Below are 16,644 nucleotides of genomic sequence, written 5' to 3' on the forward strand. Positions count from 1 at the left end.
GCACGCCGATCGCCGGGAGGTGCCACATGCCAGACGCGCTCAAACTGTACAAGGCCAAGCGCAATTTCGACATCACGTCCGAGCCCGCCGAAGGCGGCACGGCCAGTCCCGATGCGCTCAGCTTCGTCATCCAGAAACACTGGGCGAGCCGCCTGCACTACGATTTCCGCCTCGAGCTGGACGGCACCATGAAGAGCTGGGCCGTGCCCAAGGGGCCCAGCTACGATACCCACGACAAGCGCATGGCCGTGCATGTCGAGGACCACCCGATCTCGTATTCCGACTTCGAAGGCACGATTCCGCCGAACCAGTACGGCGCTGGCAAGGTGATCATCTGGGACAAGGGCACCTGGGAGCCGGTGGGCGACCCGCAGGAGGGCTACCGCAAGGGCAGCCTGAAGTTCGCCATCCACGGCCACAAGATGCGCGGGAGATGGGCGCTGGTGCGGATGAAGGCGCGCGCCGGCGAGCGCCAGGAAGCCTGGCTCCTGATCAAGGAGAACGACGAATACGCGCGCCCGGCCGAGGAATTCTCGGTGGTGGACGAGATGCCCGACAGCGTCAAGGAGCTGCCGATGCCCAGGCGCGCCCGGGCCAGGGTGGCGGCGCTGAAGGCCCAGGCGAGCGCCGAAGAAGGGAGCAAGCCGGCCCGCAAGCGCGCGGCCGCCAGGCCGTCCGCGGCATCCGCGGCGAAGTCTGGCGCGAAACCCGCCGCGAAGTCCAGCGCAAAATCCGGCGCAAAGCGCGCGCCCGCGCTGCCGGACGGCGTGAAACCGGCCGCGCTGCCGGAACACTTCACGCCGGAACTGGCAACGCTGGTCGACGCCCCGCCGCACGATCCGGAAAACTGGCTGTTCGAGGTCAAGTTCGACGGCTACCGCATGCTGGCCCGGGTCGAGGGCGGAACAGTGCGGCTCATCACGCGCAACGCCAACGACTGGACCGACAGGCTCCAGCCGCTGCACGAGGAACTGGTGCGCATGGGGCTGCCGGACGGCTGGTACGACGGCGAGATCGTGGTCCATGACGCGCAGGGCAAGCCGAACTTCGGCCTGCTGCAGCTGGCCTTCGATGGCGTGCGCACGGCCGACATCGTGTACTTCCTGTTCGACGCTCCCTACTGCAACGGCTACGACCTGCGCGACGTGCCGCTGGTCGAACGGCGCGCCGCGCTCGAACAGGTCCTGAAGAAGGCGAAGTCGGACAAGGTGCGCTTCTCGGCCGAATTCGGCACCGACCCGGACCAGCTGGTGGTGGCCGCCTGCAAGATCGGCCTGGAAGGCGTGATCGGCAAGCGGCGCGATTCGCGCTACGTGGAGCGGCGCTCGCCCGAGTGGATCAAGCTCAAGTGCGGCCTGCGCCAGGAATTCGTGATCGGTGGCTTCACCGACCCGAAGGGTTCGCGCAAGGGCGTCGGTTCGCTGCTGCTCGGCACCTACGACCGCGAGGGCGTGCTGCGCTACGCGGGCAATGTGGGCTCGGGTTTCAACCACGCGTCCCTGATGGACCTGAAGGAACGCCTGGAAGCGCTGCGCAGCGACGACAGCCCCTTTCCGCCGCGCGCCGTACCCGGGCGCCAGCACCACTGGGTCAAACCGGTGCTGGTGGCCGAAGTGAGCTTCTCGGAATGGACCAGTACCGGCGCGGTGCGCCATCCGGTGTTCCAGGGCCTGCGCAGCGACAAGCCGGCCAGGGGCATCACGCGCGAGGAGCCGCGCCCGGTCGAGGAGGTCGAGAAGCCGGCCCTGGCCGACGCGCCGGTCTCGCCGCCACCTCCCGGCCTGCACGGCAAGCTGCCCGACAAGCTGCGCGTGACCAATCCCGAACGCGTGGTCGATCCTTCCACCGGGATCACGAAACTGGACGTGATCCGCTACTACGCGCTGGTGGGCGAGCTGATGATGGAACACCTGAAGCGCCGGCCGCTGACCCTGGTGCGGGCCCCGGCCGGGATCGGCGCCGAGCTGGTGTTCCAGAAGCATGCGGACGTGAAAAAACTGCCCGGCGTGAAGCAGATGGATCCGGCGCTCGACCCGGACAATCCACCGATGCTGGAGGTCGCCAGCGTCGAGGGCCTGCTGTCGCTGGCGCAGTGGAACGCGATCGAGCTGCACACCCAGAACGCGCTGGCGAAAAGCTACGAGACGCCGGACCGCATGGTGTTCGACCTCGATCCGGGCGAGGGCGTGGAATGGCGCGCCATGCAGGAGGCGGCGCAGATCATGCATGCCTTCCTCGACGAACTGGGGCTGCCGGCCTTCCTGAAGACGAGCGGCGGCAAGGGCCTGCACGTGGTGGTGCCGATCAGGCCGGAGTACGGCTGGGACACCGTGAAAGCCTTCTCGCAGGCCATCGTGCGCCACCTGGCGGCCACGCTGCCCGAGCGCTTCGCCTTCAAGAGCGGACCCAGGAACCGGGTCGGCAAGATCTTCATCGACTACCTGCGCAACGGACGCGGCGCCACTACCATCTGCGCCTGGGCGGCACGCGCGCGGCCCGGCATGGGTATCTCGGTGCCGCTCGAATGGGATGAACTCACGCGGCTCAAGTCCAGCACGCAGTGGACCGTGGCCAACGTGCACACGCGGCTGGACAAGGGCAACGCCCCCTGGGCCGGCTATGCAAAAGCCGCCAAGGGGATCACCCGTGCAATGAAGGTCCTCGGCTTCGAGGAGTAGCGGCGCCCGGCGCCGCCCGGCGCTGCCGGTCAGCCGGCGTGGCGCCCGCGCGCCACCAGCGCCATGCGCACGCCGTGTCCGTAGCCCGGATCGGCGCGGTCGAACTGGCGCAGCTGGCGCAGCAGGATGTCCTCGTCCACGCCGGCCAGGGCGGCCGCCAGGTTGTCGCACAGGATCTCGCGTTCGCCCGTCACCATCAGGCGGAACAGGTTGCCGGCCTGGGTAGTGTCGTCGTCCGTGCCGCGCGGGTCGTGGCGGCCTGCTTCCCCGTCGAGCGCCAGCCCCGGCTCGCCGTGGCCCATGCCGAAGGCGCCGCTGCGCCCGGCATCGACGGTGGCGTAGTTGCGCGCGGCCCCGCCGTTCGTGAACGCCATCGCGCCGTCGCGCTGTCCGTTATGGAAGGGGCAGCGCGGGGCGTTCACCGGCAGCTGCTGGTGATTGGCGCCGACCCGGTACAGCTGGGCGTCGTGGTAGGCGAACAGGCGGCCCTGCAGCATCTTGTCGGGCGAATAGCCCAGGCCCGGCACCACGTTGGCTGGCGAAAACGCGGCCTGCTCGACCTCCGCATGGTAGTTGTCGGGGTTGCGGTTCAGTTCCAGCACGCCCACCGGCAGCAGCGGGAAGTCGCCATGCGGCCAGACCTTGGTCAGGTCGAAGGGATTCCAGCCGGTGCGCGCTTCCCATTCGGCGAGCTGGGCGCTGGTCGCCACCTGCAGCTTGACGTCCCATTGGGGGAAAGCGCCGCGCCCGATCGCCTCGAACAGGTCGCGGCCGGCGTGGTCCGGATCGCTGCCGGCCAGGCGCACGGCCTCGGCCGCGCTCAGGTTGCGGATGCCCTGGCGGGTCTTGAAATGCCACTTCACGTAGACGCGCTCGCCGGCCTCGTTGACCAGGCTGTAGGTATGGCTGCCGAAGCCGTCCATGTGGCGGTAGCCGTCCGGCGTGCCGCGGCTGGAGAACAGGATGGTCACCTGGTGCAGGCTTTCCGGCGCGTGGCTCCAGAAGTCGAACATCATGTTGGCCGACTTCAGGTTGGTCTGCGGGTCGCGCTTCTGGGTGTGGATGAAGTCGGGAAACTTGATCGGATCCTTGATGAAGAACACCGGCGTATTGTTGCCCACCAGGTCCCAGTTGCCTTCCTCCGTATAGAAGCGCAGGGCAAAGCCGCGCGGGTCGCGCTCGGTATCGGCGCTGCCCTTTTCGCCACCGACGGTCGAGAAGCGCAGGAATACCGGGGTCTGTTTGCCGGTCCCGGAAAACAGCTTGGCCCTGGTAAACGCCCGCAGGTCGTGGGTCACCGTGAACGTGCCGTAGGCGCCCGAACCCTTGGCATGCACCACGCGCTCGGGAATGCGCTCGCGGTTGAAGTGCTGCAGTTTTTCGATCAGGTGGAAGTCCTGCAGCAGCAGCGGGCCGCGCGGCCCGGCACTGAGCGAATTCTGGTCGTCGGCAACCGGGATGCCGGACGCGGTAGTGTGGCGGGTTTGGGCCATTCTGAATCTCCTTGGAAATATTGATAGGGAGATTCTATGGTTGCACCGGAAATTAATAAATATAATTAATTATATCGGCTTGATAGTTTTTCATAATCCAGCTTTGGTGGGCGGCGCCAGGTCGTCCTCGCGCTTGTCCGAGCGCACCTGCGCCAGGCGGTCGACCGCGATCAGGCCCTCGGCCGCGGCGTGCGCCGCGGCGAACACGCTGTCGGGCGAGAGCACCAGTTGCACCCCGGTGGCGCTGACTTCGGCGATGAGGCCGTCGAGGGCGTCGATGCGGGCCGGATCCGGATTCACGTTGCGGATGTAGATCATGCGCACCGCCTGCGGGTGGCGGCGCACGATCTCGGTATAGATTTCCGGATCCTGCTCGCCGCTGTCGCCGATCAGCACGAACTGCAGCTCCGGATAGAAGCCGAGGATGCGCTCGATCTGTTCCAGCTTGTGGCTGCCATGTTCCCCGATCTTGAGCACCTGGCGCACGCTCAGTTCGCGCAGCAACAGGGGGCCGAGCGGAATGTCCTGCAGCTTCAGGAACTCCACCAGCGGCCCGTACAGGTGCCACGGACTGCTCGACACATAGAACAGCGGATTGTCCTCGTTGCCGCCGGCACCGTCGCGCAGCGCGCGGTAGAAGCCTGCCACGCCCTTGAAGGGCTTGCGCGTGTGGTGGTTGCTGCGCGCCAGCATCAGCGCCATGTTCAGCTTGTTGGTGACATTGGTCCACAGGACGGTGTCGTCGATGTCGCTGATGATGCCGAAGCGCGCCCCCGGCGCCACCACCTTGAATCCGGCGCGTGCGCGCAGCCTGCCGCCGTCCGGCCCGGCACTGTCGGGGAATTCGAGCTCGACCTCGTGCCAGCCATGCGCCAGCGGCGCGGGCGGTACGAAGTCGAAGGCAAAGTAACCGCCGCCGTCGGTCTCGGTGGCGTGGGTGGCGCCGCCGAAATGGGCCAGCACGCGCGCGCCGGCCACTTCGTCCGATTCCAGGCGCCGGTACAGGGCGACCAGGTTCTGCCAGCCGCTGTCGGCGCTGTCCTGTTCACGGAAGTCCGCTTCGTCCAGCAGGCGGCCCTTGACCCAGACCCGCCCGATGTTGCCGAAGCCGAGGTAGGGCAAGACCATCAGGCGCCGCCCGCGCCCGGGAGTGCGCAGCCGCGCCAGGGCGGCGCCGGCCAGCGCCCCGGCCCCGTGCGCCAGGCGGCGCCGCAACGGGGTGGCCGGGACGACGCCCGTATCGAGGGGACGCAGCTGGTCGGTGGCCGCCGGTACGCTGCGCGGCGCACTGCGCTCGACCCAGATGCCGCCGGCCTCGTTGCGGGTCAGGAGCAGGGCCTGCTGCACGTCCTGCGCCTTGCTTGGGTCGACCGTGGTCGCCATCACGTGTACGGCGGTGCCGCGCTCGCGCAGGCGCGCGATCTCGGTTTCGGTCAGCAGGCCGGGGTTGAGGAAGAGGCTGGCCTTGCCCAGGTCGACGCGGGCGGCGATGTCGTCGAAGCCGGCGCGGCTCAGTACGAGGAAGGGCAGGGAGGTAGCTGGCATGGCGCAGGTCGTGGGTGGTGGTGATGGCAAGTATCGCTCCCGGCGGCGATCCGCGCTAGCCGGATTCGTTCTTGAAGATGCCGCGCACGTTGGTCGCCATCAGCGCGGCCTGCAGCGCGATCAGGGCCCAGGCTTCGTCGTGGATGCCCCAGATGATCCACAGGACGTTACTGAGGATGAACATGCAGAAGCCGAACACGCGCCGCTCGGCGCGCTTGGAGCCGATCAGGTAGGCGGCGAACAGGGTGACCAGCATCGCCGGCCACTGGAGAAAGTCGATGAATTCATCCATCCGTCACGCCGCCTTCCTGCGGCGCGGGGCGGCCGTCGATGGTGCGCCGGTGGACTTGGCGGCGGTTACGCTCGTTTTCGACACTGTCGAAACTCGCTTCGCTGCCGGCTTGGCCGCGGCCTTGCTGGCGCTCTTGCGCCTGGGCGCGGCGCCGCTGGCGGCGACCCGGTCGGTGCCGTGCGCGGCGCTCTTGCGCGCCCGTGGCGGCGCTGCTTCCCCGTCCTCGTCCTGTTCGGCGGCGGGACGGCGTTTCCTGGACGGCGGCGGTTCGTCGTCGTCGTCCTCGCCGTCGGCCGCGGCCTTCGACGGCTTCTTGCCCAGGCTGGCCTGCAGCAGCGAGACCAGGTCGATCACCTTGCCGGTCTCGCGCTTCTGCTCGCCCGGTTCCGGCATGGTGATGGTCTTGGTCTGGTGCGCCTTGACCTTCTTCTCGATCAGGGCCAGCACGTCTTCGCGGTAGGTGTCGTGGTACTGCTCCGGCTCCCAGTCCTCGGCCATGCCCTGCACCAGCGCCATCGCCATCCGCTGTTCCTTGTCGGTGATGGCGGCCTTCCTGTCGTGCGCGGTGGGAATCTTGAGCTCGCCCGCGTCGCGGATCTCGTCGGCGTAGCGCAGCGTGTTCATGACGATCACGTCGCCCACGCATACCAGCGCGGCCAGGTGCTGCTTGACGCGGATGACGACCCGCGCGATGCCGATCTTGCCGGCCTTGCGCAAGGTCTCGCGCAGCAGCGCATACACCTTGTCGCCGCCCTTGCCGGGGGCCAGGTAGTAGGGCTGCTCGAAATACAGCAGCGAGACGTCGGCGGCATCGACGAAGGCGACGATGTCGATGGTCTGGGTGGCCTCCGGGTTGGCGCGCCGCAGGTCTTCCTCGGACAGCACCACGTATTCGCCGCTGCTGTATTCGTAGCCCTTGACGATGTCGTCCCAGGACACCTCCTTACCGTTGCCCTTGTTGTAGCGCTTGAAGCCGACCGGCGAGAAATCGCGCCGGTCGAGCATGGTCAGGTCGAGTCCCTTGTTGTCGACCGCCGGGTACATATCGACGGGGATGTGCACCAGCCCGAAGCTGATCGCACCCTTCCACATGCTGCGCGGCATAGGCTGCTCCTTCCTTATTCGCCGACCTTGCCGGTGACCGGCAGGATCACGCCCGTGATGTAGCCCGAGCACACGGGCGAAGCCAGGAACACGTAGGCGGGCGACAGTTCCTCCGGCTGGGCCGGACGCTTGTAGGTGGTGTTCGCGCCGAATTCCTTGATCTGTTCCGGCGACTGGTCGGCCGGGTTCAGCGGGGTCCAGACCGGCCCGGGCGCCACGCAATTGACGCGGATGCCCTGGTCGATCACGCTGGCCGCGAGCGACATCGTGAACGCGTGGATCGCGCCCTTGGTGGCCGAGTAGTCGAGCAGCTTGCCCGAGCCCTTCAGCCCGGTGACGGAACCGGTGTTGATGATCGAGGATCCTTCCTTCAGGTGAGGCAGGGCGGCGCGCGCCATGTGGAAGTAGCCGTAGATATTGGTGCGGAAGGTCTCGTCGAGGCGCTCCTCGGTGATGTCGAGCAGCGAACCGGCATGTTCCTGGAAGGCGGCATTGTTGACCAGCACGTCGAGGCGGCCGAATTCGGCCACCACCTTGTCCACCGCCTCGTTGCAGAAGGCGGCGTCCTTCACGTCGCCGGCGATGGTGATGCAGCGCCGGCCCTCGGCCTCGATGCAGCGCCGGGTTTCCTCGGCGTCCTCGTGCTCGTTCAGGTACATCACCGCGACGTCGGCGCCTTCGCGCGCGAACAGCACCGCGACCGCGCGCCCGATGCCGGAATCGGCCCCGGTGACGATCGCCGCCATGCCTTCCAGCTTGCCGCTGCCCTTGTAGCCTTCGGCCATGAACTTCGGCTTGAGCGCCATCTGCGCTTCGATGCCGGGCTTGGCCAGGTGCTGCTCGGGCATGGGCGGCGCCGGCTGCCGCACGCCGGTCTGGACCGGCTCGTCGCCGCCGCCTTTCTGCATGCTGCCGTCGCGCTGGTCCTGGCGGTTCTGGATCGCCTTCTGCCTGTTCGCCACATCCTCTTCGTTCGCCATCTTCCACTCCCGTGATCGTTGCCATCGACCGGGTGAGTATTCAACGCGGGCGGGCTTGCCGACGGTGCGCTTCCACACACTCGGCGACAATTCTTCGCTATCCCAGCCTGTGTCTTTATGGCAAACTCCCCAACGTTTTCCACCCCTGGCCCACCCCGACGAAAGGAGCCTGGATGTCCGAGCAGGAAGGCGTACAGCGTCCCCTCAGCGGCGTGTACCTCAATCCGGCCGCGCCACGCCGCGCCGCCTTCGCGCAAGCCTGCGCCGGCCTGTTCACGCAACTGCGCCTGGCCGGCGACGCGGGCGATGCGGCGCGCCTGCTGGCGCAGGCCCCGGACAGCCTGCTGGTGCTGGACCTGGACGGCTTCGAGATCGGCATCGACCTGGCCGCGCTTGGGGAGCTGGTCGCGGCGCGTGCCGGCGCGCCGGTGCTGGTGCTGTGCCCGTTTGCGGGCGCGCGCTGGCTGGCGGCGCTGATGGCATACGGGCCGCTGTCCTATCTGATCGAACCACTCGCACCGGAGGCATTGCGGCGCGAGCTCGGCGTTTTCCTGCGCGCCGGGGTGCCGGAAGCGGAAGCCGCCGACCCGTGCGCACTGCTGGCGGTGCGCGCGGCGGCGCAGGCGGCGCTGGCCGAGGCGGACGTGGCGGACGAGGGCGCCCGCTTTGGCGCGCGCCTGTGCGCGGCGCTGCTGGGCTGGCCCGGCGTGTGCCATGCCTCCCTGTTCGGGACCGGGGGCGGGCCGGAGCCGCGGCTGCGGGCCCAGGGGGCGGCGCCGTCGGCTGCCGGGATCGACCTTCAGGCCATCGTCGACGGCAGCGCCCGCGTGGCGCCGCTGCAGCATGCCTTTCCCGGCCTGCTGGCCGCAACCAGCGGCGAGACCGTGCTGCTCGACGACCCCGACAAGGCGCACGCCCCGCAACTGGCGGCGGCCCTGCGCGGCCACGGGGTGCGGATGGTGCTCGGGCTGCCACTGCCGGGCGCCGGCCCGGGCGCGCCGCGGGGCGCCCTGTGCCTGATGTTCGGCGTGGCGCAGCGTTTCGGCCGCGCCCAGCTGGCCACGCTGTCGGACCTGGCGCAGCTGGCCGCCTTCGGCCTGCGCACGGCCGAGCTGGCGCGCGAGAACGAGGCGCTGCTGGGCCGGGTGACCGAGCTGGCCACCCGCGATGCGCTCACCGGCATGGCCAACCGGCGCCATGGTGAATGCCTGCTGGAGGGCGAGATCCGGCGCGCGCGCCGCTACCGCCTGCCGCTGGCCCTGATCGCCTTCGACCTCGACCGCTTCCGCAATGTCAACGATGCCTACGGCCACCCGGTCGGCGACATCGTGCTGCGCACCGTGGCCGCCACCGCGCGCGCGCTGCTGCGCTCGAGCGACGTGCTGGTGCGCACGGGCGGCGAGGACTTCCAGGTGATCGCGCCGCACACCAGCGCGGTGGACGGCCTGCGGATGGCCGAGAAGCTGCGCGCCGCCATCGCCGACGCCGTGATCCCGGGGTGCGATCACGTCACCGTCAGCCTGGGCGTGGCCCAGCTGGGCGAGACCGAGAGCGCCGATTCGCTGGTGGTGCGCGTGAATGCCGCGCTGGCGCGCGCCAAGCGGGCCGGGCGCAACTGCGTCGAGCTGGCGATGCAGTAAAGGAGGGGGGCGGCAGACCGCGCCCGCTGTGCTAGGCTAGCGCCTTTTTCGACTCCGTCCTTCCAGGTAGACCCCACCATGCTCCACTGGCTGCAGCACTACCGGCGCGCGATGCTGCCCGGCGATATCAGCGCCGGCATCGTCGTGGCCATGATGATGATCCCGCAGGGCATGGCGTATGCGCTGGTGGCCGGCTTGCCGCCGGTCGTCGGCATCTACGCCAGCATCGTGCCGCCCGTGCTGTACGCGCTGTTCGGTACCAGCAGCACCCAGTCGGTGGGGCCGATGGCGATCATCTCGCTGATGACCGCGTCCACCCTGGCGCCGCTGGCCGCGCCCGGCAGCGCGCTGTACGGGGTGCTGGCCGCGCAGCTGGCCCTGCTGTCGGGCGCGGTGCTGCTGGCCTGCGGGCTGCTGCGCATCGGCTTCCTGGCCAACTTCTTTTCGCGTCCGGTGATGAGCGGCTTCACCATCGGCTCGGCGCTGCTGATCGCCTGGGGCCAGCTGCGTCCGCTGCTGGGCAGCAGCGAGCCGGGCTGGCCGGACGCGCCGCACGGGCCCAGCGCGGCGCTGGGACTGGGCGCGCTGCTCGCGCTGCTGTGGGCGCGGCGCTACCTGGCCGGCACCCTGCGCCGCCTCGGCCTGGCGCCGGTGGCGGCCGACATCGGCGCCAAGCTGGCCCCGATGCTGGTGGTACTCGGCGGCGTCGCCCTCGTGGCCGGACTCGGCCTGGAGGCGCGCGGCGTGGCCACCACCGGTGCCGTGCCGGCCGGCCTGCCGGGGCTGAACCTGGCGACGTCGTCCTCCCACTGGCAGGCGCTGCTGCAGCCGGCGCTCCTGATCGGCTTCATGGTGTTCCTGATCAGCATGTCGGGCGCCCAGGCGCTGGCGCTCAAGCGTGCCGAGAAACTGGGCAGCAACCGCGAACTGGTGGCCCTGGGCGCGGCGAATCTCGGCAGCGCCCTGAGCGGCGGCTTCCCGGTGACCGGCAGCATGTCGCGCTCGGCCGTGAACTTCGCGGCCGGCGCCAACAGCCAGCTGGCCAGCATCGTCACGGCGGCCCTGCTGGGACTGGCGCTGGTGGTGCCGAGCGGCTGGCTGGCCCTGATGCCGCTGCCGGTGCTGGCCGCCACCATCATCATCGCCGTGCTCGGCATGCTCGATTTGTCCACCCTGCACACCGCCTGGCGCTACGACCGCGCCGACGCCGCCGCCCTGCTGGCCACCGCGGCCGGCGTGCTGGTGCTGGGCGTGGAGGCGGGCGTGGTGGTGGGCCTGGCACTGTCGATGGGGGCCCTGATCTGGCGCGCCAGCCGTCCGCACATCGCGGTGCTGGGGCGGATTCCAGGCAGCGAGCATTTCCGCAACGTCGAGCGCTACACGACCGAGACCGCGCCCGGCCTGCTGATGCTGCGTATCGATGCCGGGCTGTTCTTCGGCAACGTGGAAGCGGTGAATGCGCGCATCGAGGACGAACTGGCGGCCCAGCCGGACACGCGCCACCTGGTCCTGGTGCTGTCGGCGGTGAACGCGATCGACACCTCGGCCCTGTTCGGCCTGGGCGAACTGAATGCCTCGCTGCGCCGGCGCGGCGTGCTGCTGCACCTGGCGGAAGTGAAAGGGCCGGTGATGGACCGGCTCAGGGACAGCACCCTGCTGGCGGCGCTGAACGGGCGGGTGTTCCTGAGCGCGGCGGTGGCGTGGGACCAGCTGGCCCGGGAAGGACGCTGAAGGCAGGACGCAGGACGCAGGACGCTGGACGCGTACGCCAGGAACCAGCAAGCTCAGGCGCGGCGGCGCTGCGGTTCGGATGGGTCGCGCGGCGGCGCCAGCTTGATCGGGGCTGCCTTCTCCGGATAGAGGGCGCGCCGCCCTTCGTAGACGGCGGCGATGGCGGCCATGTCGCGTTCGGTGTCGCCGCTCAGTTCCAGGGTATCGACCAGGCTCAGCACCTTGCTGCCGTAGTCGATGTAGACCAGCAGCAGCGGTACCTTGGCGGTCTGGGCCAGGTGATAGAAGCCGCTCTTCCAGTGCGGACGGTAGCCGCGCGTGCCTTCCGGCGTGATCGCGATCCAGCACCAGGGTGCGGCGAGCATGGTCTGGGCCAGCTGGCGCGTGGCGCCCATCGAGGCGCGGCGGTCGATCGGGATGCCGCCCCAGTAGCGCATCAGCCTGCCCATCGGGCCGCGGAACAGCGAATCCTTGGCCACCCAGCGGAACTTCAGGCCGAGTGCCCACTTGCTCAGCAGGCCGATCGGGAAGTCCCAGTTCGAGGTGTGCGGGTAGACCACGGCGATCCCGTGCGGACCCGGCAGGGGCTTGTAGTGCAGCTGCCAGCCGGCCAGGTTCAGCAGGCGCAAGGCGGTGCGCTGGCCCCAGGTGGGCAGGGCTGCGGGGCGCAGCAGGTGGTCGCTCATCGTGTCTCCGTCGCAATCAGGTTCTTGTATTTTCAGCAGGTTTTGTGCCTGCAGAAAAATTAGGCGAGGAATTCTATAGTGAGCCAAGCCCTGGAACAAGGGAAAATACTGGCGTCGACGATTCGCTGTGGTTATGATGCCGCCACCATATTATCAATATTGACGGGTTATCTTGGAATGGATATCACGATTTATCATAACGCGCGCTGTGGCAGCTCGCGCAATACCCTGGCCGCGATCGAGCAGGCAGGCCATGTGCCAACGGTGGTGGACTACCTGGCCAATCCGCCTTCGCGCGAACAGTTGCGCGCACTGTTCGCCGCCGCCGGCCTCGCGGTGCGCGACGCCGTGCGCAGCAAGGAAGCCGTGTTCGCCGAGCTCGGGCTGGACCAGCCTGGCGTCGATGACGAGGCCCTGCTCGACGCCATGCTCGCGCATCCGGTGCTGATCAACCGGCCGTTCGTGGTCACGCCCAAGGGCGTGCGCCTGTGCCGTCCTTTCGAACTGGTGCACGAGATCCTCTAGGCCCTGACCGGCCGCGCCATGCCGCCGCCGCTGCCGCCGCTGCGCTACCTGGCTGCGGGCGAGGGCAGGCCCGCCGGTTCGGCCTCCGTGTAGGGCACCGCGCCGATATCGGTGGGACGGGGCGGCCGCAGCGCGATCGCATCGCCGTCCGGCGCCGGCGCGCCCTTGCCGATCGCGGGCGAACCCGGCTGCAGCCGGAAATCCGGCGCCGCCACCGTGCGCCCGTAGTCGGCGAACAGGGGCGCGGCGCTGACCGTGCCGCTGTGCTGGCGTCCTGGCGGCAGCTTCCAGTCTCCGCCCGGATTCTGGAATACCAGGTTGTTGCGATAGCTGAGGCTGCTCCCGGTGGCGCCCTGTTCCAGGATGCCGTAGCCATTGTCGTACACGATGTTGTTGACCGTGTGCGTGTGCTCGTTCGGCCCCTTGCTGTGGTAGAAGTCGCCGGCCCCGACCACGATGCCGGTGCCGCAGCCGACGACCGTGTTGCCGCGGATCGTCACATGGCTGGCGTCGTGCCACAGGTGGATGCCGGCGCCGGCGGCGCGGTAGATGATGTTGTCGCGCACGCTGGCGCTGGCGCTCACGTAGATGCCGTGCATGTAGCGGCAGTCGGGCGGGCCGATGTCGTACACCCGGTTGGCCGTCACTTCGGCATCGATGCCCTTGTAGTAGCTGTCGATGCCGATGCCGGCCCCGCCCCTGGCTTCGCAGGGCACGTCGTTGCCGATGTGGTGGACGGTGTTGTGGTGGATGCCGTTGTGCGAACCGCCGTTGTAGATGCCGCTCAGCCACTTGATGCCGCTCTGGTACTGGCTGCCGTCGATCTCGAAGCCGATGATGTCGAGGTAGTTGGCGCGGTTGTCCCAGGCCGCAGGCTGGCGCGAATCGAGCGGCGGCACCAGCCGTGCGCCGCCGCGCTCGGTGGATTCGAATACGATGCGCGCTTCCGCCGTGCCGTGGATGCTGGTGCGCACCCCGCCGAAATAGGTGCCGGGGGCGACGTGCACCGTGGTGCCGGGGGTGAGCGCCTGGGCGGCGCGGCCCAGGGTGCGGAAGGGTTCGTCGCGGGTGCCGGGGTTGCTGTCCGAGCCCGAGGGCGAGACGTACAGGTGGGTGCGCACCAGTTCGGGAATCACCAGGTCTTCCTGGGCGCTCTCGTTCAGGCTGCAACTGGCGAGCAGGATCGCCAGCAGGATGGCCCACAAGGTGGAGCACAGCATGGACCAGGGCAGGAACCACTGCGTGGCCCATCGCGGCGCAAGCGGTGCATCCTGGGTGCCCGGCGCTGTGCGGGCAAGGGGGTGGGGGGCGTTGGCAGGGTGGCGCATCTTTCCCTCGGGGCGGAGGACGTGACCCGGCCAGTTTGACCCGGCACAAGGGGGAGCGGGGACGCCTTGCTCAATCTCTCCCTTGAGCGTTCTCAATACGCCAGGTACGCGCTCCCGTTTGCCCTATCCGTCGGCGTTTTGCGCGAGCGCCGGCATGTAGGTCTCGAGAAACTCGGCCGGCATGCGGCGCGGCCGGCCGCTGCTGATCTCGATGCAGACCAGGTCCCAGCGCCCGCGCAGCACGGTCGCGCCGTCGCTGTCGCGGCGCAGCTGGAAGCGGCGTTCCATCGCGAGCTTGCCGTCGCCGCCCACCAGCCAGGTGCCCAGGGTCAGCGCCTCGCCGGCGAAGGTGGGCAGCAGGTAGTCGTACTCGCCGCGCCGGATCGCCATCGCGCGGTCGAGGCGGCGGTAGTCGTCCAGCGTCAGGCCCAGGCGCTGCGAATGGGCCCAGCCGGCCTGTTCGCACCAGCGCACGTAGACGGCATTGTTGGTATGGTCCAGGCCGTCGATATCGGTGGCGCCCGGCGTGACGGGCAGGGTGAATGGATGCGGGTAGTCCCAGTCCAAGCGGTGTCCTTGTCAAAGCGAATCGGAAGGCGGCGCTGCCGCCAGGACGCCATTGTACGTGCTGCGGCGTCGGCGGATCAGCCAGGGCACCGTGCCGCGGACGCAAGGAGGTTCGCCCATGGCGCCACCTGGCCCCATACTATGGGTTGCGCAGGCGCGCCCATGCCTCCCCGTCCCCGGCGGTTCAAGGGGCACGACCCAGCCCGAACGCCATGTCGGGCGACCAGGAAAAAATACGATGAAACGCTTCCTGACACCGCAGGAAAAGAAAGTGCTGCGCTATGAAAAGGACCGCAGAAACACCCATGCCGAGTCGCGCGCCCGGAGCCGCAAGGCGATCGCCAAGAGGAAGGCGCTGACGCACCGGGCCCTGAGGCATGCACAGGACGCCGCAACGGCCAGGGCGGCGGCCATGCTGGACGGGGCCGATCCGCTCATCCGGAAAACGGCGCGGAACACCTGGTGCAAGATTCCGGACGCTGCGCTGGGTGACTACGTCGCGCGGACATTGCAATCCCGTTTCCTGCGCGGCACGAACGGGGCCCCGCAGATGTCGGCCTTGCTGCGCAAGGCGCGGCGCAAGCTGGTGCCCAGGCCTGCCAGCTTCAAGGGCCCGTTGCAGGATGACCCGGACTGAGCTGGACGACAGCCGCATGCAGGGAGGCGCTGCGTCTTCCCGCTCTGTCCGTCCACAGCCGAAAGGAAGACCTGTGCTGAAGCTATATCGATTTGCCAACGGCAAACAGGAATATTGGGAAACCTGGGAGGACAGTCGTGGTTGCCACACCGTTCATTGGGGCGAACTCGGCGATCGCGGCGCATCCAGGATCGTTCGTACATCGCTTTTCGCCAAGGCCGGGACGAGGATTCAACAAGAAATCGATCGTTCGCTGGCGCTGGGGTTTCGTCCCATCGACCTGGAGGATCACCACAGCTTGCTGATTCAATACGCTGTCGATGGCATGGGTTCAGCCGACGACGTCGAGAAACGGCATCGGCTCGAAGACCGGATGAGCGAGACCTTGGGATGGACAGGTTTGGGGATGTGCGACGGAGGCAGCATCGGTAGCGGCACGATGGAGGTCTGTAGCCATGTCGTTGACTTCGCGCTTGCCAGGGCGGTCGTCGAGAAGGATCTTGCCGGTACCGAATTCGCCGACGACGCGCGCATTGTCAACGAAGCGGATCAGGATCCGGACTGGCCATGAAGTGTCGTAAAGAGACATTGAAGGGTTCGCGCGTTTCTTACGCGAAGCCCTTGATGCGTGCGATGTATCGAAGGTGAGGGCCTGAGCCGACGCATCCTGAACGCCCTGGGCCATGCATGCCTTTTGCACGCCCCTCCTGGACGTGCCTAGTCGTTCTTCCACTCCACATGGTTCGGACAGCGCACCTCGCCCGCGCTACCTTCGCCGCCGCGCACGTCGAACAACTCGGCGCCGCCGCCCACCGCGCCGCCGATCTTCGGCCGCACACCGCCGCCGGCCCGGCAGCGGAACTTCCCGCCGCGCATGAAGCGGTAGATCACCTGGCCATCGGGCGCCGTATAGGTCTGGCTCGTCACCCCAAGGCCGCGGTCCTTGTGGGCGCCCTCCAGCGTCCCCTGGAAGCGGGCCCAGGCCGTGTCCGGCGCATCGGGAATGCCCGGCTTGCCGTTACGCAGTTCGCGATCGATGCGGCCGGCTTCGCGCCTGGCCGTACCGAGCAGGTCGCCGGCTGTTACCGAGGGGGACGCCGGCTGTGCGGTGTCGTCAAAGGGATCGGCCGCCGCCGGAGCCTGAACGGCCGGCGCCACCGCCTCTTCCTCGTCGCGCTCCGGGACCCGTGCCGGCGCTGGGGCAGGCCGGCGCGGGGCCGCGCTGGCGCGCTGGGACGGTGCGGGCCGCGCGCGCGGCAGCGCCGGCGCGGGCGCCGGCAGTGCCAGCAGTTCGATCAGCCGCTCGGTGCGGCCTTCCGGCGCCAGCGCCGGCACCGGCGGATGGGCGATCCGCCAGCTCCAGGCCAGCAGCAGGTGCACGCCCAGCGTGGCCAGCAGCGGCCAGCCGGGGTGGGAGCGCCGGTAGGGCAGCAGCACC

The 16,644-nt window shown here is 68.8% G+C and carries 14 protein-coding genes and 1 pseudogene; 6 read left to right on the forward strand and 9 right to left on the reverse strand.

What is annotated here, in order from left to right; all coding sequences use genetic code 11:
- Positions 1–26: 26 nt before the first annotated feature.
- Positions 27–2,678: a DNA ligase D gene (ligD, locus tag LCI23_RS04145; RefSeq protein ID WP_224944529.1), complete on the forward strand. Its 2,652-nt coding sequence runs from the start codon at positions 27–29 to the stop codon at positions 2,676–2,678.
- Between the two features lie 29 nt (positions 2,679–2,707).
- Here ligD and LCI23_RS04150 read toward each other — a convergent pair whose 3' ends face one another.
- From LCI23_RS04150 to LCI23_RS04170, 5 genes are all read right to left on the reverse strand, one after another.
- Positions 2,708–4,171 carry a catalase gene (locus LCI23_RS04150; RefSeq protein WP_224944531.1) on the reverse strand — a complete coding sequence of 488 codons (1,464 nt, stop codon included), beginning with the start codon at positions 4,169–4,171 and terminating at the stop codon, positions 2,708–2,710.
- Between the two features lie 90 nt (positions 4,172–4,261).
- Positions 4,262–5,716, reverse strand: coding sequence for an App1 family protein (locus tag LCI23_RS04155; protein WP_224944533.1), 1,455 nt, complete (start codon positions 5,714–5,716; stop codon positions 4,262–4,264).
- 55 nt (positions 5,717–5,771) lie between these two features.
- Positions 5,772–6,008, reverse strand: coding sequence for a hypothetical protein (locus tag LCI23_RS04160; protein ID WP_224944534.1), 237 nt, complete (start codon positions 6,006–6,008; stop codon positions 5,772–5,774).
- A 3-nt stretch (positions 6,009–6,011) separates the two neighbouring features.
- Entirely contained in the window at positions 6,012–7,112 is a 1,101-nt protein-coding gene (locus LCI23_RS04165) for a Ku protein (RefSeq protein ID WP_224944535.1), read from the reverse strand.
- A gap of 14 nt (positions 7,113–7,126) precedes the next feature.
- Positions 7,127–8,092: an SDR family oxidoreductase gene (locus LCI23_RS04170; RefSeq protein WP_224944536.1), complete on the reverse strand. Its 966-nt coding sequence runs from the start codon at positions 8,090–8,092 to the stop codon at positions 7,127–7,129.
- Positions 8,093–8,265: 173 nt separating this feature from the next.
- Here LCI23_RS04170 and LCI23_RS04175 point away from each other — a divergent pair, with 173 nt between their 5' ends.
- Complete coding sequence (locus LCI23_RS04175) at positions 8,266–9,732, forward strand: GGDEF domain-containing protein (protein WP_224944542.1); 1,467 nt, start codon at positions 8,266–8,268, stop codon at positions 9,730–9,732.
- Positions 9,733–9,810: 78 nt separating this feature from the next.
- Positions 9,811–11,463 carry a SulP family inorganic anion transporter gene (locus tag LCI23_RS04180; protein WP_224944551.1) on the forward strand — a complete coding sequence of 551 codons (1,653 nt, stop codon included), beginning with the start codon at positions 9,811–9,813 and terminating at the stop codon, positions 11,461–11,463.
- A gap of 53 nt (positions 11,464–11,516) precedes the next feature.
- Here LCI23_RS04180 and LCI23_RS04185 read toward each other — a convergent pair whose 3' ends face one another.
- Entirely contained in the window at positions 11,517–12,149 is a 633-nt protein-coding gene (locus LCI23_RS04185) for a 1-acyl-sn-glycerol-3-phosphate acyltransferase (RefSeq protein WP_224944554.1), read from the reverse strand.
- Between the two features lie 177 nt (positions 12,150–12,326).
- Between LCI23_RS04185 and arsC the strand changes: the two are divergent.
- Positions 12,327–12,671, forward strand: a pseudogene (gene arsC / locus LCI23_RS04190) (arsenate reductase (glutaredoxin)); the annotation flags it as partial.
- A gap of 47 nt (positions 12,672–12,718) precedes the next feature.
- On the opposite strand, the gene LCI23_RS04195 reads toward arsC, so the two are convergent.
- Positions 12,719–13,894 carry a right-handed parallel beta-helix repeat-containing protein gene (locus tag LCI23_RS04195; RefSeq protein WP_224944557.1) on the reverse strand — a complete coding sequence of 392 codons (1,176 nt, stop codon included), beginning with the start codon at positions 13,892–13,894 and terminating at the stop codon, positions 12,719–12,721.
- A 231-nt stretch (positions 13,895–14,125) separates the two neighbouring features.
- A complete protein-coding gene (locus LCI23_RS04200) occupies positions 14,126–14,569 on the reverse strand; it encodes a thioesterase family protein (RefSeq protein WP_224944561.1) in 444 nt (147 codons plus the stop codon).
- Between the two features lie 238 nt (positions 14,570–14,807).
- On the opposite strand from LCI23_RS04200, the gene LCI23_RS04205 reads away from it, so the two are divergent.
- Both LCI23_RS04205 and LCI23_RS04210 read left to right on the forward strand, forming a co-directional pair.
- Positions 14,808–15,206 carry a hypothetical protein gene (locus LCI23_RS04205; RefSeq protein WP_224944564.1) on the forward strand — a complete coding sequence of 133 codons (399 nt, stop codon included), beginning with the start codon at positions 14,808–14,810 and terminating at the stop codon, positions 15,204–15,206.
- 73 nt (positions 15,207–15,279) lie between these two features.
- On the forward strand, positions 15,280–15,777 hold the full coding sequence (locus LCI23_RS04210; protein WP_224944567.1) for a hypothetical protein: 498 nt from the start codon (positions 15,280–15,282) through the stop codon (positions 15,775–15,777).
- A 146-nt stretch (positions 15,778–15,923) separates the two neighbouring features.
- Here LCI23_RS04210 and LCI23_RS04215 read toward each other — a convergent pair whose 3' ends face one another.
- Positions 15,924–16,643, reverse strand: a complete 720-nt coding sequence (locus tag LCI23_RS04215) for a hypothetical protein (protein WP_224944571.1) — start codon at positions 16,641–16,643, stop codon at positions 15,924–15,926.
- Position 16,644: the final 1 nt, after the last annotated feature.

Source organism: Massilia sp. MS-15, from assembly GCF_020176695.1.
Lineage (GTDB): Bacteria > Pseudomonadota > Gammaproteobacteria > Burkholderiales > Burkholderiaceae_D > Telluria > Telluria hydrophila.